Below are 25447 nucleotides of genomic sequence, written 5' to 3' on the forward strand. Positions count from 1 at the left end.
AGTTTGTTTAATTTTATCTGTAGATTGCTTGGCAGTAACTCTATTTTACATTTGTTTATTACGCTCATTTGTTGTATCCACAACATTTTGGCGAGAAACCCTACGGTTTTGGCAGCTCGCTGAAGATCGCTCCCGGCCCCAAAAGTGAAGACCGCTCCCAGCCTCAAAAGTGAAGAAAACTGTGGAGTTAATTTGATTATTTATTCATAGGGATGTCTGTTTATTGTTGATATGTACTCATTCCAGTATCATTTTTTTGCAGAAAGAACTGATCGAAGAATTATTTTTGGCTGACGCGTATACGCCAGCCAATTTTTTTGAAGGAGTATGAAGGAAATGGAAAACAAGATGGTGTGGTGCACACGTTTTTCTCGCTAGCAGAAATGAAGTTAAATCTACGCACTTAGTAGCATTAATTGTGCGCAATTTAGTGAGTTTTCGAAGTCTTTGTCCAAGATTGAAATAAAAAAATTTATTTGAACATGATATTTCTTTAAATATTTTGTCAAAAACCATTAGTATGTTTAGTGGAGCTTTGTATAGCTCCAGGGGTACGTTCGATAGGAAAGATGGGGTTGATATGAGCAACTTTAAGAAGTCGTTTGCAACTATGTTTGCAGCAATAATGATGCTCACCGGTATCATTATTTTAGGTACAAGCACTGTTGCAAAGGCAGTGACCTATCCGTTGTCGCAGAACATTGATTTTGGCGCTGACGGAGAACTTACTGTTAACCTTAAGCCCACTTCACCCACAACCGTTAAGGACAATGCAAACATCTCTACAGGTATCGAGATTGACGCAACTGGCCTTCATAAGCCAATCGACGGTCTTTACCTGGAGATTGAGGTAAACACCAAGCAGTCCTCTGAAAACGTCAATAACACCAACAACATTACTCCTAACACCTACCTTGATAACTTTGCTACCCCAGCAGCAGCTACTCAGCCTATTATCAAGCGCGAGGAGACCATCGTTACCCCTGATGGCAGGACCATTAAGCGCCTGTACCTCAACACTATCGATACCACCGTTAAGCTGGAGCTCCCTTACGTTATGAGCTTCAGAGATATGGTTACCCCAGCAGATTTCCAGCTCAAGCCAGTTGTTCGTGTGTACAATGCAGACGGCACAGAGCTTGCTAACATGCCTGATCAGACCTATTCCATCACTTACGACAAACCTTGGCTCATGAAGCAGGTTGCAGGTGAAGAGACTAACGACCAGCTCCTGTATGGTGGCATTAACGCCCCAGGTGATTCGTCCGCGCTTTCCAACGATAAAACTTCAGACGTCATCTTTAATTTTAGGCTTTACCAGTATCATCGTGCTTATCGCTCCATCATCATTACTGATACCCTTCCTACATACGTAAACGCAGCAGGTCAGACCGTTACCGCTCACTTTGACCCAGCTAAGAACCCTAACTGGACGCTCAGCCCAGATGGACGTACCGTAACCCTCAAATTTGATATTCCTGCAGGAACCACCATTCTTAACGACTACATCAGAGATAACCTTCCTGCATATTCCCAGCTCAAGCTTTCCTTCCCGGGCGCTCGCTACCTCAACGGCACTAATCGCGTGATCTTCAACAACACTGCAACAGTTCAGGGCATCCCTTACAACCCAAGTGCAGCAGAAGAGACAGTTGGCCAAGTCCCAGGTAACGAGCACAACTTTGATGACGACTCTAAGCAGTTCCGCCTTGCTGGTAATGATTTCAGCGGTAACGGCATGCTTAGCAAGCGCGGTCCCGTTACCATCCAGTACGACAAGAACGGTCTTGCTGTTAAGAAGCTTGATTACACCATCAAGTTGGTCAACAAGCTGGACACCCCACTCACCGACATCGAGTTCATCGAGGATGTTGCCAACACCGACAACCGTCTCTTCATGACTGCATTGACCGGCAATCTTGTTGCAGTTGGCCAGCGAGTTGGACTCTCCATGGACCAGATTGAGGTCCGCGGCTACAAGGCTGACGGCAGCTATGACATCATTCCTACCAAGAAGAACGGTGCAAACTGGCTTTACCGTGCTGACATGAACTCGGCAAGCCAGCAGCAGCTGCAGTCCTATCTGGACCAGATCAACCAGGGTACGCTTGATCCATCCAATGCTTCCGCTGTGTCTCCTCAGTACAGGAAGATTGGTATTTACTTCAAGAACGTAACCCTGCAGCCAACCAGCAACATTGATTTCAACATCCAGATGATGTTCATGAATCCATTTGGCGAGGTTTACAGCGATAGGCCTATCACCAACATCATCAAGGTCAACGCCAACAAAGTTAATACCGACGGTACCAAGACCCCAATGAACTTCTCCGCAAATTGGGATACTCGCTTTACTCCATTTAGCGAGAAGGTCTGGCTGTCCAAGTCCTCTTGGTACCAGCGCGTTGGTATGCCAAACGAGCGCTTCAGTGCTCGCTTTGGCTTTGCACTGTCAGAGCTTTCACCTGCTCGTTATTTGAAGAATCCAACCTTCGTTGATCTTCTCCCTGCAGGCGTTTCTTATGACGCGAACACCTCGGTTTCACCAATTGCTGACTCGCTGCAGCCTGAGAAGGTTGAGTACATCAGGAACTACAACGAGACCGGTCGCAATGCAATCAAGATTACCCTTCCATCTGGATACGTGTATCAGTATGGAACCATGGGTTATGAGATTAGGAACCTGGTAATCAACGACGACATCATTCCTTCTAAGGCCGAGAATGACGTTCTGAACAACAATAATGACGTCTACTTCTACGCCACAAACTGGACTCACGGCACACCAGATGACTTCTCTGGTATGTATAACGCCAGTAACTTTGTTCGGGATAATCTTGACATCAATATGAATGGTGTCACTGACGAGACTATTCTGAAGGCAACTGCAAAGGTTCTTGGCAACAACGTTGAGAGTATCCAGTCTGATAAACACATCCGTAGTCTTGAGCCAAATATTGCTGGCGGCGGTACATTCTACGGTAGGGCATTTACCTCGGCTACTATCATGACTGACTTTGCTGGCGTCACTGATACCAGCGGACTCTTCCAGTATCGTCTGAGCATTCGTAACTACTACAACACGCCAATGAATAAGATTCTTATGTACGACGTGTTGCCATATGTGGGCGACGGCAGAAACTCTGCTTTCAGCAATACACTTCAGGGTCCTATTGATCTGAGGATTGGTTCAACTGATGTCAGCTCCCAGTACGAGATTTACTATCGCACCGATGAACACCCAGCTCAGAACGATATCAACGAGATTAACAGCCCAGAATGGACTAAGACTCCAGCTGACTACACCAAGGTAACGGCAATCAAGATTGTTGGTAAGGATGGCACTATTTTGCCTCCATACACCGTTCTTTCTGCGGTTCTTACCATGAAGGCACCACTGTATGATCCAAACCTCTCCGAGGCTCTTGCATACAACGACATGAGCGTTATCTACAACAATGAAGCTGCTATGCGTCGTACCGAGAAGGTCGCAAACCAGCTTGTTGACATCATGGATGTCAAGGTAGAGAAGAAGTGGCTTGACGCTGACGGCAACGCAATTGCTCAGCCAGATGCTACCTCCATTACCGTAAAGCTTCTTGCTGACGGCGTTGATACTGGTAAGACGCTTGACCTTACCGCAGCCAACAACTGGACTGCTTCGTTTACGCACCTTCGTAAGTACACCGTTGAAACTCACAACGATGGTACCAGCACAAAGACTCCTATCGTCTACACTCTTGAAGAGGTAGGCACAGACGCTAATGGCATGGTCACTTACAACGGTAAGAAGTACAAGGTAACCGCTACTTCTGGTCAGGCAGATGAAAATTCACCAAACGATTCCGTTGCACTGAGTGTTACCAACCAGCTGCAGCAGGAGAAGGTCTCCGTCTCTGGTAAGAAGCTCTGGGACGACTCTAACAACAACGACGGTAAGCGCCCAGCTTCCATTGTTGTCAGGCTTCTTGCAGATGGTGTTGAGGTTCAGCACAAGACTGTTACTGCTGCAGATAACTGGGAGTACACCTTCTCTGACCTGCCTAAGTTCAGTGGCAATGCAGAGATTACCTATACCGTTTCTGAGGATGCAGTACCTGACTACACCACAAGCATCAATGGCTTTGAGATTACAAACCAGCACGCTCCTGAGGCTTTGAGTATCCCAGTTAAGAAGGTCTGGGTTGACGACAATAATGCTCAGGGCTTGCGTCCTACTAGTGTTCACGTCAGGCTCTACGCAGACGGTACTCAGGTTGACGAGTTTGACCTGAACGCAGGTAATAACTGGTCTCACATCTTCAACGGCCTGCCACGTTACACTGCTGGTCACGAGATTGAGTACACCGTCAAGGAAGACCCAATTGCTCACTACACCACTTCCTACTCTGGTTCTTCAGCTACTGAGCTTACAGTTACCAACACCATTGAAGGTAAGGTTTCTGTTCCAGTAACAAAGAAGTGGATTGGTGCACCTGCTGATAGCGTAACTATTCACTTGCTTGCTGACGGCGTTGAGGTTCAGAGCGCAACTCTGACTGCTGCAGATAACTGGCAGCATACGTTCAGCAACCTTAACCAGTACAACAATGGTACGCTGATCAACTACACCATTACTGAGGATGCGGTTGACGGCTACATCACCCAGATTACTGGCGACGCTACTAACTATGTAGTAACCAACACCAACATGAAGACTCGCAACATTCCGGTCACCAAGGTTTGGGAGAACAAGGAAGGCGACTCCGCTGAGATTGTTCTGTATCGTGATGGTGTCGAGGTTGATAGGGTAACCATCACCAAGGCTGACGACTGGAAACACACCTTCAGCAACCTTGAGTTCTACGACAAGACTGATGGTCACGAGTACGCATACACCATCTCCGAGACTCCTATTTCTGGTTACACAACCCAGATCACAGGTAATCAGGACGACGGTTTCACAGTGACCAACACTGCTCCTGTTGTTCCTCCAACCACGCCACCTACTACTCCAGAGCCTAAGAAGCCAGGTCTTCCTTACACTGGAGACGCCTCAGGTATTGCTTCAATCGTTGGAGCTGCAGCTCTGTCTCTGAGTGGTCTTGGTATTGCTCTTAGAAGGAAGAACAGCTAATAGCTAGGCTTTTCGAACTCGCTGATAGCTGACTAAAAACAGGCTCCTGGTAAAACCAGGAGCCTGTTTTGCGTAGCGCACCAAAACCGCTAAAGCAACCAAGCTGTCAAGGTCACCGCATGTGCGGCGCAGAACTATCCCGTCGTATCGGTATCCTGGTGTTTTGTAGAGTTTTCGTTCCAACCCCAGCGCCAAGTGGTAAAAAATGCGTTTAGTTGGGGGTTACATTTTTCTGCATACGCGTTTGCCCAGGAAAAATTTTTAACTATGGTAAAAATTGCGTTTAGTTGGGCTTCAAATAAGATAATTTCAATTTTCATCCCCAACTAAACGGCTTTTTTACCTTTTTGGGCACTAAAATCAGTACTCTAAAATTGCGGTATTCACGATTATGAATAAACAGAGTCCATTATGCAGAAATCAAATTGCTCTAACGATTTTGACGGCTCTACCAACGCCAAGTTGTCTTCATCCGCCGAAAAATTAACGTGTACCAAAGAATTATCCAGCAACACGATATAATTTTAGGTAGTTCCTAGTTATTTCTTGTACTGCAAAACGTGGAGGTAAAAGGCACATGAGAAGCATTTTTGATGACCGTCAGGTATCTATTAAGTGCGACGATAAGTATTCTTATACCGTTACAAAAGATGGCCTAGCTTATGTTCCAGGTAATGGAAAGCCAGAGGTCAAGGTTTTGTTTTCAGAGGTCGGTTCAACCTTCTTACTGAATTATTGCAGTTCAAACGGTCCTTACGAGATTACCTTTAAGGATAACGACGGCCATAATCTCGTTAGCATTGACACAGACCTTAAGCTTCGTGGATTTGGACACAACATCCTAGATACAAAGACTATCATCCTCGCTTTTGCAGCCAATAAGCTAACTACTGAGTTCCCTAATAACCTTGATACGTTAAACACTAAGCTCGGGTTCAGCCTCAAAGAGAAAAAGATCACAATCGCAAACGGCGTGATTTCCGGCGCAAAGCATCAGGTCAAGCTTTCCGACATCCGTCGAGTTCAGTGTGTTGCTGGTGGCGCACTCAACAATCTCTTTGTCTTCACTAAAGAAAAAGGTGGCTTCTTTGATAGGGCAGACATCGTAGTTCCTGTCAACGAGCTCACAGTTCCTATTCTTGAGGCCGCAATGAGAAGAAATACTGGTCACGGTATCGATTTCAGTAGAGGCAATGGATTCGACCAGCCAAACAGCAACTTCATTATTATTCGTTATTTGGACTCTAGCTTCTTCGAGACCGCCCCTGGCGTCTTCAAAGAGGATTGGCAGAAGGACGCTTACGAGTTTGTTAAGTCCTTTGGCTATGACCTACAAACCATGCTAGGGGAGTAACTCCTGGCGAGAAAAACGTCTTATCCAAGAAAAACAGCCGCCCTCAATAAGAAGACGGCTGTTTTACTGTTAAATCAAATATTAAATCAATTCACTTTCATCAGTGATATCAATAGAGTCTATATCAGCAATTTCTTCATTAGACAATTCTGAGCCTTCTGGCATTACATTGTTAATAAACATATCAATTGCATTCTTAGCAATTATTTTAGTGGAAATTACATCAATACTTCCTCCAACAACGCCTCCAATAAGAGGAATTGCTTTTCCGAGATTAATAATTCCCTTTTCGCCAAATTTTGTAATTAAACGGTATCCAATACGCTGATTGATAGCAACTAATGCTTTGCCTGGAATTTTTTTAATAGCAGCTTGGAGTGTTTTCTCACCAAACTTAATTCCAACTTGTTTAACAACATCTTTTAATGCAGATCCCGTTAAGGCAAGATATACCATGGTTTGTACTTGATCCGATTTAATATCATAACCACCTAATTTTGCAATTCCGGCAACCATTCTTAATTGGACGTATAGAACACTACCTATATTTGCGGGAATTGCGACAGGCAGTGTAATAAGGCCACCGAGACCAGTAAGAAAACCTGATGTACCACATTTGAGAACTTGATTTTGCACGAGCATAAGAGCGGCATCTTTAGGTGTGTCGGCTTTACAAGCGTAGTCATTTACCATTTCTTCTACTGAACGACTTACTTTTGGAATTCCATCTAAAGCTTTCCCATAAATATCTGAAAGAATTTCTCCAGCATCAACTTCAGTTAGTTTTTTAAAGTCAATAGGCAAATGAAAATTGTTTTTCTCTTCGGGCATAGGAATTCCTTTTTCTAGAAATGAAATAACATCCGATAAGAGATATTTTAATAGATTATTTGAAAAGTCAATAAAAAATGACCTCGAATAAATCGAGGTCATTTTACGTACTAAGGAATGTTATAGATCTTACTTCTGCTTGCGAGCCCTTAGTGCAAAGCCGAGAGCGGTGATGCCAGAAGCAACCATGCCAACAGAAGCAATTACAAGCTCAGCGACATCGCCGGTGTCTGGCAGAACGCGCTTCTTCTTGGTCTTAGAAGGCTTGTGTGGATCAGGGCTAGGAGTTGGCTCAGGATCTGGTGTTGGCTGAGGCTCAGGCTCTGGATAGTCGTTTGTGAATACCAGAGGAGGCGTGCTTCTGCACTCGCACTGATCAATCTCTGTTACGGTTCCATCTTCAGCGGTCTTAGTAATGTGGTAGGTGAAATCAAGCTCACCATCATCATTCTTAAAGACGGTGTAGGTGAGGGTGTAGACGGACTTGTCGTAAGTAACCCTCTGGTTAGTGCCGGTAACCTCTTTGATGGTGTAAACATAGGTGCCAGGTTGCGTAAAGACTAGCTCACCGAAGTTATTATCGCCAGAAACATCAACAGAAGTCTCAACGCTATCTGTTGTTGCGTTGTTTGGCATTGGGTAGGAAGGATCGTTGCGGGTGAGCGTGAACTTGAAGACATCCTGAGTTGTTGCAGTGCGTGGGTTGCCGCCGTTGTCATCAGGGAGAACTGATGGATAGTCGGTTGGAGCATCTGGTGCGTTACCAGTAACAACCTTCTGGACAACTGGATAGTCCCTGGCTGGCAGTGGATCAGGATAGACATTAGTAAAGACAGCGCCTGTTGCATCGTTATACTCGCCAAGGTCAACGGTAGTAACGTTTCCGTCCTCGTCAGTCTTGGTCATAGTACGTGTTGCCTCAAGCTGGCCAGTACCGTCGTCAACAACGTTATAGGTAACGGTGTAGACGCTCTGATCGTACTGGATGTTCTGGGTGCCAGTAACCTCTTTGATGGTGTACACGTAGGTGCCAGGCTGAGTGAACGTAATGTTGCGGAATACAGCGTCGCCACCGAGAAGCCTGCGTGTACGAGCAGTATTGCCGGTAGATCCCTCAGGCATGGGGCTGGATGGATCAAGGCGTGTCATCTCAAAGATAAAGACGTTAGGAGCGTCGCCCTCGTCTTCAGAGCCGTTCGCCAGGAAGTTGTTGATCAGGCTCTCGGCAAAGCTGCCGCTTGCAGTGTCGTCGGCGCTTGTCGCGCTTGCAGTGCTTGTGGCGCCTGCTGCGCTAACGTTACTTGAGCTCAGGTAAGAATTAACCAGAGACGCAGGTGAAGGCCCTCCAGGTATAGGAACAACTGGGTAATCGCCTTCGACAATCTTGGTAACGGATGGCGTCACAATGGTAGGCCTGACATTGTAGACATTTACCAGCGACTGAGTGGTGGTGTACTGCTCAACGCCAGAAATACTACTTCTAGTTGAAACGTAGGAATTAGGAACGTTTTCGGTGATGGTGTACGAAACAGTATCAGCAGCAGTATTGTCTACGTACTTACGAAGGCCCTTGTAGACGATGGTGTAGGTGTTATCGCCATTATCGGTAACCTCAGGCGCAATGGTGTGGGTATCAAGGTGCTTATCGTTAGAGAGAACCAGATTGTTAGCACCAAAATCAGCTGTGGATGGGCGCTTACCAGCTGCATTGTTGTTATCGTCCCAGACCTTATTGATCTTGAGGTCAATGCCTGCATAGCTCAGAGCGTGAGTGGAGAGGGTACGAGTGGAGTGGTTACCAGCAATGTCGTAGTCAAGAACGCTGCTGAATACACTGCGATTACCGTCGTAGGAAGCATCTACGTTATCGGCAACCTTGTACGTGACGTCAACAAAGCCGCCGCTATTTGCAGCAAGTGCGTGCGTTGAAGTAAACAGCACCATGTCGGCCTCAGCAGGATTGGTGACTACGGTGTAGTCGCCAGGCTGTGGAGCATGGTTTGCAGTGTAGGTAACACCAGGGTTCAGCTTGATGTACTGGTAAGAGAAGTTGGAAGAAGAGCTTACGCCCTCAAGTGTCAGAGGAAGCTGGGTTGCACCTTCTGGATTGATGCCAGCGCCACGGTTTACAGACTTGGAAAGCAGTGGAACAAACAGCTGTGTGGTATTTGCGGTGTTACCCGTGTTATTGCGGACAGCAATGTGAACAGTTGCGGTGTCATCGCGCTGCATAACAGGGGTAGTTGCGCCTGGATTAGCGGAGTCGTACGTGTAATCAGTTACGGTTCCAGAGACGGCATCCTTTACAGAAAGGGTAGATGCAGCAGCAATGGCAGATGCCTGAGCAATGTTGATACCAGGGCGCTCGGAGAGAGAAACCATGGTCTCGCCAGAGTTGACGCTGTTGCCAAACAGGCTGGTGTACTGGGAAGTGTTCCAGTTGCTGCGGTCCCAGTGCTCAGACTTAATTTGAGCACCAATCTCCTTGAAGTCTTTGGTGGTAATGCCAACAAAATCGTTGATGTGGTAGATACCCTTGCCTGCAAGATCAGTGGTGTGGACATCCATGCTCAGAGTCATGTTCTTGCTGGTAAAGTCTGGCTGATACTGGCCGCGAGTCTCGTCGCCAACATCAATGGTGTACTTCCAAACCTTAACAGCCACGCCGTCCTTATCGTACGTTCCTACAAACTCTGGAGCGCTGAGCGTGCCGTTAGAAACGGTGAGGTTACTGTAGGTAAAGCCCTCAGGCATGATGACGTAGAGCACTGGCTCCTGAAGAGGGTTCCAGTCCCAGTTAGCGTCGTCAATGCGGCCAGAAATCTTGAAGGTCTCGCCGCCGTTAATCTGGGTCTTATCGATGCTACCAACACCGTTAAGAACCTTAGGTGCGCCGGACTTAGCGGTCAATGTAACGCCTGCGTCAGGAGTGGTACCGGTGTCGTAGAGCTTGACGTTAGTGACAACGTCGGCGTTAGTGCCCTTCTTCCAAGAGCCGTAAACGCCGTTGGAGATGTAGCTCCAGCCATAGTACTCGTCAGTGACATGCTTGTTGTTTGGATTCCATGTATCGAGAAGATCGCTCATTGGCCTAATGCCATCGTATCCGCCAAGAATTGGACCAAGGTCAACCTTGATGGAAGTGATGGAGGTATTGATATCAAGACCAAGAGCAGTGTTGGTGATGAGGGCAGAAACACCAGATTTGCGCAGAATGCTTGGATCAGCAGTTCCGCTCGTACCGTCCGATGCAGTCCAGTGGATTGGACCATAGGTCATACCTTCCTTGTAAGGGATGGTGACGCCGCGGATGATAGCGGTCTGGTTCTGATCGATGGTCATCTCGAGCGTCTTTGGAGCGGTGTCTGTAGAGAGCTCGTTCTTGATGAGGTAGGTACCAAGACGAACGTTGTAGGTATCGTTTTTCTTGTATGCCCAGTTAGGAGCTGTGTCGACAAGAGCGTGTGTGGTAAGACGCTCTGGGTTAAGGCCGTCAATTACGGTAACCGTAAGCGTAGAAGAAGCGTTTGCAGAGGTACGGTTGACGTTTGGAGTGTCATTCCAAACGGACATAGTGAGGTTCTTAATGGTGACGTTAAAGGTTGAGTTGTTAGGTCTGGTGCTTGATGCAGGAACCTTAATCTGTGGCTTAAAGGTTGGGGTACCTGCGTAAGAGCCTGGCTCGTTCCACTCAACCGTTGCGGTCTTGTTAGTGCCATCATCGGTGGTAGAAACAATGGTACCTGCGGTGTTGTAGAGGCTGGTCTCGTTGACACCAACTAGCTCCATATCGCTTGGGTAGACAACCTGAACCGTAGTCTTGCTGTTTGCCTCGGTGAGTACCTTAGAGCCTGTGGTAGAAACCTGCAGGGTAGAGGTGGTGCCACCTTTTGAGAGAACTTCGGTAGACTGATCAGCCCAGAAGCCGTAGGTCATGGCATCAGCTGCAGTAACAGATGAGGTATGTGGATCAATGTTTTGTGTTGCAGCGGTGCTCAAGCTAACACGAATTGCATTTGCAATAACCTGGCTTGCGCTCTGGTTCTCAACAGCGTCATCAAGCTTGAACTGAATTTCTCCCCTGGAAGAAACCTGGGTAAGGCCGTTATTGGTCATGTAGACCAAATCACCACTGCGGTTCTTCTCGGAACTTGCGCCAGGATAGCCGTAAGGAAGGGTTCCCGTTCCCGTAGGTGTGGTAACCAGGTCAGAGAAGCTGGTGTTTGAGATGCCACCAACGGTAAACGTTGCACCTGGAAGACCTGTGACATAGAGTCCGTCTCCAAACCTCACGTTGAGGTACGTTGGAGAGAACTGCAACGATGCAGGAATTGTGTAGCCAACATTCAAGGCGTAGGTGACTCCCGCCTTAAGAGCAGGAGTTTGACCTGCAAGAAGGTCAGCAACTTGGGCGTGAGTTGACGCATCTTCAATGCTTAGAGCATTGATTTGAAGACCTGTAGTGTCTTCTGCGTAAGCCACGCTAAGGTTGGGCAGCAATGCTGCGACGAATGCAACGGCAGCTAAAAGCAACCCCGCTACAATCCTTGCCTTACTTTTCATAGCACATCCTAACTAGAGCGATACAGAACCAATCACTTTCTTTCTTACTTATTCTTACGACGCTTAGTAATGCCAAGTGAAGTCATTACAGCGGTCATACCAGCGAGAAGTGCAGCAAGAGGTGCTGCAGCAGAAGCATCTCCGGTGTATGGAGTCTTCTGCTTCTTTTTCTTAGATGGCTTAGTTGGAGTAGAAGGAGTCTCTGGAGTCTCATCTTCTGCAACAGTAATGGTTAGCTGGATTGTGTCGTTATCAGTTGCAACGGCGTCCTTACCATCTGGCCACTGAACACCATTCCAGGTGAACGAGAAGACCTTGCGGTTGCCAGCTGCGGAATCAGCAATAGCGCTGAAGGAGCCGGTAACGGTGCCGACAGCGGTGAGCTGGGTGCCTGCAGCAACATTGGAGTCAATGGTGACGCCAGGAATGGTGAGCTTCATCCAGCCATCGTTTGCACTTGCCTCATCAACAATGCGCTCGAGGTCAGAGTACGTTCTAATGGAGGAAGGATCGCTGAGTTCAAAGGTGACGGTAACCGTACGACCGTTGACCTGAACATCGCTGACCTTAAAGCCGCTGCCAAAGTTGGAAGCCTGGATGGTGTTGGCATCAAGGTTGCTTGGAAGTGTCATTCCCTCAGGAACAGTCAGAGTTGCTGTGAACTTGAACTTCAGGTTGCTCAGCGTAATGGTGTCATGGTTGGTATTAGGGTAGGCGCGCTCAATGTTGTTCATCTGCTCCTGGATAGAGGAAGCAAGAATTGAACCGGTGAGGTTAAAGGTAGAACCTGCCTTCATAGTGATGACCTGGTCATGCTCGGTATTCTCGTCAGCAAGCATATCTGCAGGAAGGTTCATCTCAATTGGGTTGTTCACAATCAGAGTCTGCTGAATGCCGGTACCACGAGGGTCTCTGCTCGCAGCAATCTGAACGCCGTTCCAAGAAAGTTCGAACTTCTTGGTGACGTTGGTGACGGTGTTCTTTGCAAAAGACTCAAAGGTGCCAGTAAGAGTACCTGTAGCGGTGAGCTCCTGACCATTGGTAACCTGAGTTGGGTCAAGTGTGAGACCATCAACAGTTACAGTAAGAGGTCTTGCAATCTCTGTGGTAGCTGCGTCGTCTTTGCCAACTGTCTCGACAGCGTCTTTGAGCTGCTTGTAGTTGGTGTAAGTGCCCTTAAGCTTCAGGGTAACGGTAACTTCCTGACCGTTGACGGAAACGTTTGTAACCTCAAAGAGATCACCAAGGCCAGAAGTAGTTACTGTTGGATTAGCTGGGACAACAACGCCGGCAGGAAGCGTGAGCTTTGCAGTAAAGGTAGAAGTGGTGCCAGAAAGCGTAATCTTGGTTAGGTCGTCGAGGCCGCCAGCAATGCCGTTCTCAAAAGCGCTCATCTGATTAATGACGGAAGTAGCGTCAATAGCGCCTGTAAGACTGAAGCTCTTATCGTTAGAAACTTCCTTGATCTGAGTGGTGTTGCTCTGAGAGTCACTCCACATATCAGCAGGAAGATCGCTAGTAAGCTCTACTCTCTGGATGGAAGGATCTTCCTTCCACTTGAGGTAATAGGTGACATCATTGGTAAGCGTTGCGCCACCGTTGATGGTTGCAGGGGAGTTACCTGCAACGTCGGTGAACCAGTAGTGGTAGTTGTGACCAATAACAATGCCAAAGAAGGTCATTGGATCATCCGCGTTGTCCAGAATGTGGTTCTCAAAAGTTGCAATATTTGTGTAGGCAGTATTGGTGTTAGAGCTGGTAGGACTTGCAATTCCAGCAGTTGTAGCGCTTAGAGTGTTGCCGCTAAGGTTTTGAAGCAGTGCATTGATATTGGTCTGCTCAGCAACAGTTGGGTGAGTCTTGATAGTTGCAACTTCTCCGCCGTTTGCATCGGTGGTGATGTCAAAGACATTTGGATTCTGCTTAAAGACGCTGTTTGCCGAGAAAGTACCACCATTTGCCGAGAAGGACACGGTAAGGTGCTGCTCTTCCCACTCTACATACAGATCAACAGTATCAGTACCTGCAGGAACAGCAAGGCTGGAATTAGCCGCTACCTCATCGCCAGCGCCGTTTGCCTGAGTGGTCCAGCGCTTGAAGGTTTTACCTGCAATGTTGAAGTTGCTGTCGCGATTGTTAACGTCAGTGTTAGAAAGAACGTTAACGGTGCGACCAGCGTTTGTAGCAACGCGTTCAATAACGGTAACGCCGTTGCCGTTGTGATACCTGACATAGAGCCAAGCAGTGTTGGCCTTCCAATGTGGATAGACTGTCATGTCAGAGGTGACCTGGGTATCAGCGGTGAACTGGTGCTCGGTACCAGCAGCGTCGGTGTAGTACCAGCCGTCAAACTCCTGACCACTTGCATAAGGATCTGCAGGTAGGGTAGTGGAGCCTTCTGCTACAGAAGAAGCAGTTGCAAGAGAGTTACCGCGCATAGCAAGAGCAGTCTTGTTAGCAGTAGTGCCGTCAGCAAATGTTGGGTTGACGCCGGTAACACCTGGAGTATTGAGGTCAAAAGTAACGGTTGCAGCAGGTGCCCAAACGTGCTTCTGGCCATCGCTTGAAGCGTTAGCAACTGGGTAGGTATAGGTTGCTCCGTTAGCATTAATGAGGCTCAGAGAGTTAGTTGATGGGTCAGCAAGGGTAAAGAGCGAGAGAACCTCATTGCCGTTAGCTGCACCGTTTGTAGGGATAGTGCTACCAAAGCCACTGTTGTAACTTGGTGCGTATTTGAGCAAGTAAGAGCCGCCAACAACGTTGTAGTTCTGACGAGTCTGGCCAGCACCGTTATCAGAGTTCTTGGTAGCAGGGGTTTCTACCAGGCTGTTTCCGGTGAATTGGATGGAACCGTTGGTCTGGGCTCCAAAGAGGGCGCCAGAGTTACGACCATCTCCCTTAATCGTGGAGTTGTTAATGATGACGTCACCAGTGTTGACGTTAAGGCCGCCAGTTCCACCGTTAGTGAAGTTAAGGGTTGAGTTAGTAACGTTTACTGTTCCACCAGCTACACCAACAGAAATGCCAGAAGTTGAGCCAGCATTAGCATTAATGGTGGAGTTAACAATATTGGAAGTTCCCTGGATGGTCATGCCCGTAGCGCCGTACCATGAAGGGTTAATGGTTAGGGTGGAGTCATTCATGTTGAGCTGGTTGACGTAGAAAGTCTGACCAAAGCCTTCAACGGTAAGGTCTGTGTTCCTAAGGTTGAGGTTGCGAGCGTCATTCCAGGTACGAGCCTGTGAAGTTACTTTGATAGTAGCGTTTTCAAAGGTGACACCAGACTCAAAGAAGTTTGTATTGCTCTTATCGTCTGCGGTGATGGTAACGCTGTTCTTGTTGGTGCTGCCGCTAACGGTTCCGCCAAGAGAAATACCGCGCGAGCCGCTTGCACCTGCGTTGTTCCTGAAGACATAAGTACCATCGGTGATGGTAGACCCATCCTGTGCGGTTAGTGCTGTCTTGAAGCCAGACATGGTAAGGGTGCCCGTACCGGTCAGCGTTGAGCCAGGTGAAAGAACCAGACCGTCAATGCTGTTTCCAGTGCCAGTAAGCGTTGCGCCCTCAGATTCAATCTTGAGTGTAAGACCAGAAGGAATGGTAACCGTAGAGGTCAGATCAAGGTTGCCTTTAAGATGAATGGTGTAGATTGAAGAAGTTTCTCCCCACAGCTCCAGTGCTTTCTGAAGAGATTTAACAGGATCGGAGCTGGAGCCCTCGTTAGTATCGCTACCGTTGGTTCCGTCTACCCAGAGCTCAGTTGAGATGTAAGAAAGGCTTCTTGTAACACGGCGAGAAGATCTATCTGCAGGAGCAGTAGTCTGCTCAGAAGTCTGCTGGTTGGAAGTAGACTCTGCGGTAGTGGTAGCCTCAGTAGAGCTCTCTGCAGTTGCCTCCGAAGTTGAGGCAGTTGCATCACTTGTTTGAGTTGCTGCAACTTCTTGCGTCTGAGCTACTTCTTGAGTACTAGCAATTTCTGCTAACGCTGAAGAAGGGACCAAAGAGAGCGCGAGTACCAAAGACATAGCTGTCTTTGCCCCTTTGCTTGCAAAGTTCTTGTTTTTTCTTTCCATACCTACCCCTAACAAATAGTGAATACCCCAACAAAATTTGAAATTAAATCTTGCGCTGAAAGTGATGCATCACGATAAGCACGATAGAGATAAATGACACATATTCAGAGCATTTTTCGTATAGATAATTATCTATTATTTTGATAAAAATTGTTAGTTCAACCAGCGATTTTTATAGTTTGAACACATTTCAAAAAACGTCTTCATCTCATGTTATATAAATAATTTAATCAAAATATTTGGTACGCTGAAAAATGGCATTTAAATTGCTCTATTTTTAACGATTTTCTCGACATTTGTCATAAACGTGCAACGGATAAAAATTGCAATAGAAATGTATTAAATTTTAAGACAAATGTGAGTTATGCGAAAACTGAATAGTGGAAGCTGGATGGTTAACAATTTCATGAAATTTGAGCTTCAAAATTCTCAAGCAAGAGAGGCTGTGTACACTAAGAAAAAGACAGTTAAGAGGATGCACAATCTGCGCAAATAATGCGTGAGAGATACGTTTGAATGTGTTGAGCGGGGAGTTATGGACTCAAAAATTATCGATGACGCTTTGGACTTTGTAAAAGAGGTCTTCTCCACAGATTTTAGTGGCCACGATTACTTCCACACGTTGCGTGTGTACAAAATGGCTGTAAGAATTGCGCAGGAGGAAGGAGCAAATCAAGAGATTGTTGCCCTTGCTGCGCTTTTGCACGATGTTGATGACATCAAGCTTTCTCCAGAGACGCATGAGCATAAGGATAGGGCCGTTGGTTTTCTGCGCCAGCATGCTGTCGACGAGGCCACTATCCAGGCAATTTGTACCGCAATCGATGAGGTTTCTTTCTCGGGAACAGACTCGGTAGTTCCTTCAACGCTTGAGGGTATGTGTGTTCAAGATGCAGATCGCCTGGACGCGCTTGGTGCTGTTGGCATCGCACGTACCTTTGCCTATGGCGGAAGTCATGGCCGCGGTATGTATGACCCAGATGAACCACCAACTCTCAACATGGGCGGCGAGGAGTACCACTCACACAAATCAACGTCGCTCAACCACTTCTACGAGAAACTCTTTTTACTGACAGACATGATGAATACGCGCAGTGGCAAAGAGCTAGGAAAAGCTCGCGAGAAGTACATGCGTGAGTATGTTGACCAGTTCTTAGATGAGTGGAACGGCAAACGTTAAGATATAGGTTTTAGCTATATGAATTAGTTAAGTATTTGTATTTCACAAGTGAAGTGCTGATTATCATACTGGTTTCTCGTAAGCAGTTCTAAGGGGTCATTATGGCAATCAAAAATGATAAAACTACTCCACATCGCTTTGATGTTGTTGGTAGCTTTCTTCGTCCAGAGAATCTTAAGCAGGCTCGTATTCAGTTTGAAAAAGGTCAGATTGATGCATGCGAGCTCAAGCAAGTAGAGGACAAAGCTATTACAGAGCTTATCCAAAAGGAGAAACAGGCAGGCCTTAAAGTCATCACTGATGGTGAGTTTAGACGTGCAACCTGGCACCTCGATTTTATGTGGGCGTTTGAAGGTATTGGCCATGCGCCAACTAATACTGGACTGCCTTTCCACGATGAGACTGCAGAGATTGACGACACCTTCCTCGTAGGAAAAGTGGAGCTCACCAAAGAGCATCCCTTTATAGAGCACTTCCGCTTTGTTCAGCAGTTTGAGGACGAGACAACCGTTGCAAAGCTTACTATTCCTGCACCTGCACAGTTTATTGAGCAGTTCATTATGCCCATGAACCGCGAGCAGACTAACAAGTACTATGCCAACGACCAGAACCTTCTTGAAGACATTGTTGCTGGCTACGGTGCGTTTATTAAGCAGGTATATGCTGCAGGCTGTCGTAATCTTCAGCTTGATGACTGCTCATGGGGCGTGCTGGTTGACCCACGTGCAGAGCTTTTCTTTGGCGCTGACCAGGAGGGTCTTAAGAGGATCAAGGCACTGCTCTTGGAGATTAATAACCGCGTTCTTGATGCTGCTCCAGCTGACTTGACTATTAACACGCACGTTTGTCGTGGCAACTTCCATAGTACCTGGGCCTGCGAGGGTGGCTATGACGATGTGGCCGATGCTCTTCTTGCTCAAGAGCACGTAAACGCGTTCTTCTTAGAATTTGATGATCATCGCTCCGGTGGCTTTGAGCCCCTGGCTTCTGTTCCAGCTGGTAAAAAAGTTGTGCTTGGTCTGATCACCACCAAGCATGCCCAGCTGGAAGAGAAAGCCAAGGTTATTGAGCGTATTCATGAGGCAGCTCAGTACGTACCTCTGGAGAACCTCTGTCTTTCTCCTCAGTGTGGCTTTGCAAGCTGCGAGATTGGCAACAAGCTTACTGAAGATGAGCAGTGGGCAAAGATTGCGCTTGTAAAAGAAATTGCCGAAGAGGTTTGGGGCTAAACATCAGTTGGTAACGATTTATCTGCGACTTACATGCCGTTTACCGAAGAGTTTCTGACCATACGTTCTTCTCGACTCCTGTCCACTAAAATGGACAGGAGTTTTTATTGGAGCTAGACTTCGGAGGCAGTATGCCAAGCGAGAAGACCCGCTGCTTGCATCTTGTAAAAATTTTTGAGGAAGAAACTGACGATGACCATGGCTTAAGTACTCCTCAGCTTATTGAAAAGCTCGCAGAACGCGGGCTAAGCGTGGAACGTAAAACACTTTACGATGACATCAAATCGCTGCAGAATTTTGGCTACGACATCCAGTCTTATCAGCGCCATCCCGTTGAATACGGTCTGGCAACCAGGAAGTTTCAGGCTGAGGAGCTCATGTTAATGGCAGACGCTGTGCAGTCGTCAAAGTTTTTGACAGAGCGCAAAGCAAACAACCTGGTGAGCCTTATTGGAGAGCTGGGTGGGAAGTCTACCTCTGACACGCTGAAGAAGCGTATCCATGTTGAGGGTCGTATTAAGTCGCAAAATGAGTCTGTGTTTTATGCGCTTAATGCTATTCAAACGGCTCTTTTGCAGAAGAAAAAAGTCTCGTTTAAGTACCGCAAGAAAGGCTTTAAAGATAAGGTTATTGAAGAGCTTCCCGTAAGAGAAGAAACGCCTGTTCAGCTTACGTATATTGACGATTTCTACTATCTTATTGTGTGGAACGATAAGCATCAAAACTTTGTCAATTATCGCGTGGACCGCATGTTTAGACTTGAGGTCTCTGATGCTGACGCCACAGTTAACGAGCAGATTAAGCAGTTTGATATAGACAAGTATCAAGAGCGCGTCTTTGGCATGTATTCGGGTGAGGTTGTTGAGGTCACACTTCGTGTCAATGAACGTGTGATGTGCTCGGTGTACGACCGCTTTGGCAAGAACATCATATTGAACAATCCAAGTGCTGATGGAACTACAGCTGACGTGCATGTTTCTGTAATGGAAGCCCCAACGTTTTATGGTTGGCTTGCAACATTTGGAACAGATATAGAACTGGTAGCTCCAAAGAAGACCAGGCAGAAATACCAAGAGTACTTGAGCGGAATTCTTCAGAGCTACCAAACACAGAAAGGGACTAGCTAAACGGCGAAGACGGGCTAAAACGGACGGGCTAAAACGGACGGGCTAAACCGGACAGTTCACGAGTACCAATTAGCGAGCATCAATGACGTAAAGGCCTGCTTTAACGAGAAGATGACCATGGTGATCGCTGAGCTGTGTAATCTTGCAAGTAATAATGTTTTGATGTCCGTAGAAGAGCAAAGTACTCCAGAGAGAATTGCTTTCTCTAGGAACAAAGCCCAGCTTATGGTCATTAGAGTACAGAGCAAGAGCTTCTGGGTCGTAAGGGTTATCGCGTTCAGGAACAATGATCAAATCTGAGCCAAGTTTAAGCTGATCAAAGATAAGAGGAGCGTCGTAGTAGGGAAGACCGGAAATAACAAAGGAATCAACAAGCTTTGTAGGACTGTACATAAGAGCCTCCTTAGAAGATGTTGAGAATAGAATATGGATTTGTTAAAGAATGAGTGTCCAACAGATTGGACAGTATAAGAAAGCTGTAGGGTAGTAAAAAGCTTTAAAGGGAGCTTGTATGATTACAACTAAGAGATTGTTTCTTATTCCATGGCATGCATCCGATGCCAATGAGCTCTATGAACTGGCAAAAGACTCAGAGATTGGTCCACTTTGTGGATGGGAACCTCACAAAACTTTAGAAGATTCCAAGCAGGTTCTTGCAAACGTGCTGTCCGATAAGTCCTGTTATGCCGTAAAAGACATGAGGACCGGTCATCTAATTGGTTCAATGTCGTTGGATTTTGAAGAAATTCTTGATTCAAAGGATTCCTCAAAGCAGCTGCATCAGGCAGAAATTGGCTATTGGATTGGTCGTCCTTATTGGGGGCAAGGGTTTGCATCTGAGGGTGCTCAAGCTCTTACCGCATATGCATTTGAAGAGCATGGTGTTGACCAGGTAATTATTAGATATCTTGAGCGCAATAAAAAGTCTGCTTCAGTGGCTCAAAAGTGTGGCTTCACAGAAGTAGAAATCTTTACAGACTTGAATAAATATACAGGCAAAGAAGAGCAGTTTGGTATCTCAGTACTCACAAAAGAGGACTGGGAACGTGTTCAAAAATAGCAGTTGTTTTCGCTATTTTGTGTGTTGTCTTTAAATGTTGCATAAGGCAAACTCGTATATGCAACGACAAAACTACATGTAAAGTAAGTAAAACAGTTAGTGGATTAAAGATTCTGCTTGTAAGAAAAGCGAAAGAAGTCTGCATATGATGATTAATAAACGCCTCATTGCCCTCATTGAGGAGAGTAAAAAATATATTGGCTTGACCGTGCTTTACCAGTGGATTGCTCTGCTTGCCAATATTGTATTTATGTATTCTCTGGCAAGAATGATAGAAGCTTTGTTCATGGATTATTTTGTCCTCGAAGAGCAGTTGGTGTTTATTGCACTCTGCCTTATTGCTATTGTGATTAGGTATTTCTGCAAACTTGCTCAGCACAAGACAAGCTTTTACGCAGCAAAAAGGGTTAAAAAGACCCTTCGCGAGAAAATCTATCAGAAGCTTTTAGAGTTTGGTCCCTCGTATAAAAATTCATATGCGACCAGTGAGATTGTTCAGCTGGCAGTTGAGGGTGTCGATCAACTTGAGACATATTTTGCGCAGTATCTACCACAGTTCTTCTATGCAGCTTTGGCGCCACTGACACTTTTTCTTGTTTTGCTCCTTATTAGCCCGGTAGTTGGCATTGTTTTGCTGGTATTTGTTCCGCTCATTCCAATGACCATCGTTCTTATCCAGAAGTTTGCTAAGAAGCTTTTGTCCAAGTATTGGGGCCAGTATACGCAGCTTGGCGATACGTTTTTGGAGAACCTGCAGGGCCTGACCACTGCAAAGATTTACAAGGCTGATGGTTTTAAACACAAGCAGATGAACGAGGAAGCCGAGCACTTTAGACGTATTACCATGAAGGTCCTGACCATGCAGCTTAACTCCATTACCGTTATGGATGTTGTTGCGTTTGGCGGAAGTGCCCTTGGAATGATTCTTGCCATTCAGCAGGTAAATGACCAGCTAATCTTTATGTGGCAGGGTGTGTTCATCATCTTGATTTCCGCTGAGTTTTTCTTGCCCATGCGCCTTCTTGGCAGCTATTTCCACATTGCCATGAACGGCATGGCGGCTTCAGACAAGATTTTTGACCTACTTGATACTCCCGTTCGCGAGCAGGGAACCAAAACCGTTCCAGAGTCCAGTGATTTGACGCTGCGCAATGTCTCCTTCTCTTATGACGGCGAGAAGCCCGTCTTGGTGAATGTTTCTTTTGGAATGCGCGCTAACTCTTTGAATGCCCTGGTAGGAGAGTCAGGCTGCGGAAAATCAACAATTGCAGCACTTCTGACCGGAAAACTCCGTTCGTATTCTGGCGATGTTCTGTTTGGAAATACCAGTTTGTCAGACATTTCTGACCAGAATTTGCTTCAAAACGTTACGTATATTGGTCATCAAGCACATCTCTTTATGGGAAGCGTTCGCTCTAACCTTGCCATGGGTAATCCAGAGGCAACTGAAGAACAGCTCTGGCACGCCCTTGAACAGGTTAATCTTGCTGAGTTCGTAAAGTCTTTGGGTGGACTTGACGCGCCAGTTGCCGAGAAGGGCTCCAACTTGTCTGGTGGTCAGCGTCAGAGATTAGCACTGGCCAGAGCCCTGCTTCACAATAGCCAGATGTACATCTTTGATGAAGCTACTTCAAATATTGATGTTGAGAGTGAAGACGTTATTATGCAGCAGGTTCACCAGCTTGCTCAGACAAAGATGGTGCTGGTAATTTCTCACCGCTTAGTAAACGTTAAAAATGCTGATCAGATTGTTGTTATGCAGCATGGTCGTGTTGTTGGAAGTGGAACGTACCAAGAGTTGCTTGCAACAAATGACGAGTACAAACGAATGACGCGGGCCCAGACTGAGCTTGAGAATTATGTGAAAGGAGTTGAGGCGTAATGAAAACAGAAGTTAAGAACAGCGCCACAACTGCACGTACTTCTCGCCGTAGTGCGCTCACCATTATGTTGAGGCTGGTGGGGCTGGTTCGTCCGCTGGCTGGCTTTATGATACTTGCAATTTTGATGGGCGTTTTGGGTAACCTTGCCGCCACGTTCATCAGCATTTTTGGAGCATATGCGCTGCTCAGCGCTATGGGCTTTGCTTCATCTTCTCCTATGGTGTTGCTTTTTGGCGGCATGCTTTTGTTTGCCCTGGTCCGCGGTCTGTTGCGCTATGCCGAGCAGGAATGCAACCACTTTATTGCGTTTAAACTGCTTGCGCTTATTAGAGACCGTGTGTTCACGGCGCTCAGAAAGCTTGCTCCTGCAAAGCTTGAGGTCAAAAATAAGGGCAACCTGATGAGTGTCATTACCTCAGACATTGAGTTGCTTGAGGTTTTCTACGCACACACTATCTCGCCTATCTGTATTGCGGTTGTGTTCTGCATTGTTATGGTGTGGTTTATTGCGGGCAGCACCAACTGGATTTTGGGTGTTATTGCACTTGTTTCTTACCTGGTAGTTGGCGTGGCAATTCCGCTTGCTATGTCTAAACGCTCCGAGCAAGACTCTGCTGAGGCAAGAGATCTTGCTGGTAACCTTTCTACGGTTACTCTTGATAACCTGCGTGGTCTTGACGAGATTCTGCAGTACAACACGGGCACTCAAATGCTTGAGAGATCCAGTAAGCTTGCTGATCAGTTAAGCGACAGACAGCAGGCAGTTAAGAAGGCATTTGGTGTCAACGATGCAATCACCTCAACGGTCATTCTTGCCGCAACGCTAGTCATGTTCTTTAGTTCGTTCTACCTGGCCTATCACCAGCAGATTTTTATGACCGATGCTTTTATTGTCACTATTGCTCTCATGAGCTCGTTTGGACCTGTTGTTGCTTTGGCAGCTCTGGGCACAACGCTTACCAGCACTTTTGCTGCAGGAAACCGTGTTCTGGATATTTTGGACGAACAGCCCCTGGTTGAAGATGTAGTGGGTCAAAAAGACATCTCCTATGAAGGCGTGCGTGTATCTGAGCTTTCATTTGCGTATGATAACGAGCAGATTCTAGACAACATTTCCGTGGATATTCCTACCGATAAGATCGTGGGAATTGTAGGAAAGAGCGGCTCAGGCAAGTCTACGCTGCTAAAACTTTTGATGCGTTTTTGGCCAGCAACACCCGGCGCCATTGAAATTTCTGGAACCCCTTTGGAGCAGGTTAATACCTCTAACCTGCGTGATCTTGAGAGCTACATGACGCAGGATACGCATCTGTATCACGATTCCATTAAGAATAATCTCCGCATTGCAAAGCTTGATGCAACGGATGAAGAGATTGTTGAGGCATGCAAGAAGGCTTCAATTCACGAGTACATCTCCACGCTGCCTCAGGGCTACGATACGCCCGTTGCAGAGCTTGGCGACTCACTTTCTGGCGGAGAGCGCCAGCGCATTGGCCTTGCTCGCGCATTCTTGCATGACGCGCCACTCATGTTGCTTGACGAGCCAACCAGTAACCTAGACAGCCTGAACGAGGCAATTATCTTGCGCTCACTTGATAAAGAAACTGAGCGCAAATCCGTGGTTCTTGTCTCTCATAGGGCTTCTACCATGGGAATTGCAGATGTTGTTTACACCGTTGATGGGGGACGAGTGAGCTGATGACACCTGAAGAAATTGCGCAGAAACGTCAAAAAGAAAAAGATCTTATTTCGCTCATGATTCGTTTTTATTGCGAGAAGTACCATCGCACCAAAGCCCACGAACCTCTGTGCGGCGAGTGCGCTGAGCTTGAGAAGTATGCGCATACGCGTGTGGACCGCTGTCCTCACATTGAGACAAAGACGTTTTGCTCAAAATGCAAATCGCATTGCTATAGCAAAGAGATGCGCGCTCGCGTTAAAGAGGTCATGAAATCCACAGGACCTCGACTGCTCCTACACCATCCAATTCTTGTAATCAAGCACGCGCTTCAGTAACGCAGTCCTAGTTGGCCTTGTACACCTTTGACATCTGCGATTTTCTCGCCATTTCACGGTCTTCTCGCCAAAAGTGAGAAGACCGCATTTTTTTGAATCTTTTTCATTTGAAACATAACTGTTAACTCTGAGAATTACGTATTTTTGTCGCGGCGCGTTAGGTTTACAGTGACCTCTCGCTTTACAGAAGGAGGTACTGCGTTGATTAAATCTAAGAAAGCGTCATTTATTTTTAAGCTATGTATTGCTGTGATTGGCACCTTTGTACTGTGTGATTCTGCGGGCGTCTTCCGAATGAACTTCCGCGTTTCTTTCTTGTATTACTTCACCAACATCTCTAACCTGCTGCTTGTTGCTTATTTCTGGGGTGCGCTATTCCAGGCTTACAAGCATCCCGAGACTGCTCAGAAGCCATGGATGCCAACGGTCAAACACACGCTTATGCTGGGCATTACCGTAACTGGCCTGGTAGCTTACTTCCTACTTGACCATGGCGAGGTCTTTGTCAACGGCGTCTTTAAGTTCAACAATTTTATTCTGCATGATGTGATTCCTATCTGCGCCGTTTTGGACTGGCTGCTCTTTGACGAGAAGCCAACTATGGGCTTCAAAGAGCCTCTGATCTGGCCTTTGTATCCGCTCACGTATTTTGCGTACATTATTGTTTTAGTCCTGGGCTTTGGTGTGCAGATTAAAGAGAAGTCTCGCTGGCCTTATGGATTTATGGACTTTGACAAGCTAGGAGTCCCAACAGTTACTTTGACCATTGTGATTTTGATTGTTGTCTTTGTTGTCCTGGGCTACCTCTACGTCGTCATTGATAAAAAACTTGGCGAGAAGATCAAGAAGGCTGAGAACTAAACGGACTGCATAGTCAAAGCGAGGTTAAAACCTTAAGCGATTGCACAGCGCTCGGCACTTGTGAACTGCCTCCCATTTCTTGAACACGAGAAATAGGAGTCAGTTCAAAACACACCAAAATCGGATAATCTGTCAAAAAGACGTATACATGACG

At 46.6% G+C, this 25447-nt stretch carries 14 protein-coding genes; 10 read left to right on the forward strand and 4 right to left on the reverse strand.

Annotated elements, in window-relative coordinates; translation table 11 throughout:
* Positions 1 to 580: 580 nt before the first annotated feature.
* Both HMPREF1493_RS06905 and HMPREF1493_RS06015 read left to right on the forward strand, forming a co-directional pair.
* A complete protein-coding gene (locus tag HMPREF1493_RS06905) occupies positions 581 to 5116 on the forward strand; it encodes a Cna B-type domain-containing protein (protein ID WP_051485314.1) in 4536 nt (1511 codons plus the stop codon).
* Positions 5117 to 5693: 577 nt separating this feature from the next.
* Positions 5694 to 6470, forward strand: a complete 777-nt coding sequence (locus HMPREF1493_RS06015) for a hypothetical protein (RefSeq protein WP_035428643.1) — start codon at positions 5694 to 5696, stop codon at positions 6468 to 6470.
* 81 nt (positions 6471 to 6551) lie between these two features.
* On the opposite strand, the gene HMPREF1493_RS06020 is transcribed toward HMPREF1493_RS06015, so the two are convergent.
* The 3 genes from HMPREF1493_RS06020 to HMPREF1493_RS06030 all read right to left on the reverse strand — a co-directional run bounded on the left by HMPREF1493_RS06020 (position 6552) and on the right by HMPREF1493_RS06030 (position 15937).
* On the reverse strand, positions 6552 to 7301 hold the full coding sequence (locus HMPREF1493_RS06020; RefSeq protein WP_051485317.1) for an EcsC family protein: 750 nt from the start codon (positions 7299 to 7301) through the stop codon (positions 6552 to 6554).
* Positions 7302 to 7430: 129 nt separating this feature from the next.
* Positions 7431 to 11864, reverse strand: coding sequence for a Spy0128 family protein (locus HMPREF1493_RS06025; RefSeq protein ID WP_051485319.1), 4434 nt, complete (start codon positions 11862 to 11864; stop codon positions 7431 to 7433).
* 44 nt (positions 11865 to 11908) lie between these two features.
* Positions 11909 to 15937: a beta strand repeat-containing protein gene (locus HMPREF1493_RS06030; protein ID WP_035428645.1), complete on the reverse strand. Its 4029-nt coding sequence runs from the start codon at positions 15935 to 15937 to the stop codon at positions 11909 to 11911.
* Between the two features lie 535 nt (positions 15938 to 16472).
* Between HMPREF1493_RS06030 and HMPREF1493_RS06035 the strand changes: the two genes are divergently transcribed.
* The 3 genes from HMPREF1493_RS06035 to HMPREF1493_RS06045 all read left to right on the forward strand — a co-directional run bounded on the left by HMPREF1493_RS06035 (position 16473) and on the right by HMPREF1493_RS06045 (position 19473).
* Complete coding sequence (locus tag HMPREF1493_RS06035) at positions 16473 to 17117, forward strand: HD domain-containing protein (RefSeq protein ID WP_035428647.1); 645 nt, start codon at positions 16473 to 16475, stop codon at positions 17115 to 17117.
* Between the two features lie 101 nt (positions 17118 to 17218).
* Positions 17219 to 18346, forward strand: coding sequence for a 5-methyltetrahydropteroyltriglutamate--homocysteine S-methyltransferase (locus HMPREF1493_RS06040; protein WP_035428650.1), 1128 nt, complete (start codon positions 17219 to 17221; stop codon positions 18344 to 18346).
* 131 nt (positions 18347 to 18477) lie between these two features.
* On the forward strand, positions 18478 to 19473 hold the full coding sequence (locus HMPREF1493_RS06045) for a helix-turn-helix transcriptional regulator (RefSeq protein ID WP_035428652.1): 996 nt from the start codon (positions 18478 to 18480) through the stop codon (positions 19471 to 19473).
* Positions 19474 to 19542: 69 nt separating this feature from the next.
* Here the strand turns inward: HMPREF1493_RS06045 and HMPREF1493_RS06050 are convergent, their stop codons facing one another.
* Positions 19543 to 19866 carry an HIRAN domain-containing protein gene (locus tag HMPREF1493_RS06050; RefSeq protein ID WP_035428654.1) on the reverse strand — a complete coding sequence of 108 codons (324 nt, stop codon included), beginning with the start codon at positions 19864 to 19866 and terminating at the stop codon, positions 19543 to 19545.
* Between the two features lie 118 nt (positions 19867 to 19984).
* Here HMPREF1493_RS06050 and HMPREF1493_RS06055 point away from each other — a divergent pair, with 118 nt between their 5' ends.
* The 5 genes from HMPREF1493_RS06055 (at position 19985) to HMPREF1493_RS06075 (ending at position 25293) form a co-directional block, all read left to right on the forward strand.
* On the forward strand, positions 19985 to 20533 hold the full coding sequence (locus HMPREF1493_RS06055; protein WP_051485321.1) for a GNAT family N-acetyltransferase: 549 nt from the start codon (positions 19985 to 19987) through the stop codon (positions 20531 to 20533).
* 145 nt (positions 20534 to 20678) lie between these two features.
* Positions 20679 to 22415, forward strand: a complete 1737-nt coding sequence (locus HMPREF1493_RS06060) for an ABC transporter ATP-binding protein/permease (protein WP_198013767.1) — start codon at positions 20679 to 20681, stop codon at positions 22413 to 22415.
* On the forward strand, positions 22415 to 24115 hold the full coding sequence (locus HMPREF1493_RS06065; protein WP_198013768.1) for an amino acid ABC transporter ATP-binding/permease protein: 1701 nt from the start codon (positions 22415 to 22417) through the stop codon (positions 24113 to 24115). Before HMPREF1493_RS06060 ends, HMPREF1493_RS06065 begins: the two co-directional genes overlap by 1 nt.
* Entirely contained in the window at positions 24115 to 24432 is a 318-nt protein-coding gene (locus HMPREF1493_RS06070) for a nitrous oxide-stimulated promoter family protein (RefSeq protein WP_035428657.1), read from the forward strand. Before HMPREF1493_RS06065 ends, HMPREF1493_RS06070 begins: the two co-directional genes overlap by 1 nt.
* Before the next feature lie 201 nt (positions 24433 to 24633).
* Positions 24634 to 25293 carry a Pr6Pr family membrane protein gene (locus HMPREF1493_RS06075; protein ID WP_035428659.1) on the forward strand — a complete coding sequence of 220 codons (660 nt, stop codon included), beginning with the start codon at positions 24634 to 24636 and terminating at the stop codon, positions 25291 to 25293.
* Positions 25294 to 25447 lie beyond the last annotated feature (154 nt).

It is taken from the genome of Atopobium sp. ICM42b, from assembly GCA_000564995.1.
Classification (GTDB): Bacteria; Actinomycetota; Coriobacteriia; order Coriobacteriales; family Atopobiaceae; genus Lancefieldella.

Bases quoted from the DNA above. Each gene is read 5' to 3' on its own strand.
- HMPREF1493_RS06905 (WP_051485314.1), top strand. From the start codon at position 581: ATGAGCAACTTTAAGAAGTCGTTTGCAACTATGTTTGCAGCAATAATG.
- HMPREF1493_RS06055 (WP_051485321.1), top strand. From the start codon at position 19,985: ATGATTACAACTAAGAGATTGTTTCTTATTCCATGGCATGCATCCGAT.
- HMPREF1493_RS06045 (WP_035428652.1), top strand. From the start codon at position 18,478: ATGCCAAGCGAGAAGACCCGCTGCTTGCATCTTGTAAAAATTTTTGAG.
- HMPREF1493_RS06030 (WP_035428645.1), bottom strand. From the start codon at position 15,937: ATGGAAAGAAAAAACAAGAACTTTGCAAGCAAAGGGGCAAAGACAGCT.
- HMPREF1493_RS06020 (WP_051485317.1), bottom strand. From the start codon at position 7,301: ATGCCCGAAGAGAAAAACAATTTTCATTTGCCTATTGACTTTAAAAAA.
- HMPREF1493_RS06040 (WP_035428650.1), top strand. From the start codon at position 17,219: ATGGCAATCAAAAATGATAAAACTACTCCACATCGCTTTGATGTTGTT.
- HMPREF1493_RS06050 (WP_035428654.1), bottom strand. From the start codon at position 19,866: ATGTACAGTCCTACAAAGCTTGTTGATTCCTTTGTTATTTCCGGTCTT.
- HMPREF1493_RS06035 (WP_035428647.1), top strand. From the start codon at position 16,473: ATGGACTCAAAAATTATCGATGACGCTTTGGACTTTGTAAAAGAGGTC.
- HMPREF1493_RS06065 (WP_198013768.1), top strand. From the start codon at position 22,415: ATGAAAACAGAAGTTAAGAACAGCGCCACAACTGCACGTACTTCTCGC.
- HMPREF1493_RS06015 (WP_035428643.1), top strand. From the start codon at position 5,694: ATGAGAAGCATTTTTGATGACCGTCAGGTATCTATTAAGTGCGACGAT.
- HMPREF1493_RS06060 (WP_198013767.1), top strand. From the start codon at position 20,679: ATGATGATTAATAAACGCCTCATTGCCCTCATTGAGGAGAGTAAAAAA.
- HMPREF1493_RS06025 (WP_051485319.1), bottom strand. From the start codon at position 11,864: ATGAAAAGTAAGGCAAGGATTGTAGCGGGGTTGCTTTTAGCTGCCGTT.
- HMPREF1493_RS06070 (WP_035428657.1), top strand. From the start codon at position 24,115: ATGACACCTGAAGAAATTGCGCAGAAACGTCAAAAAGAAAAAGATCTT.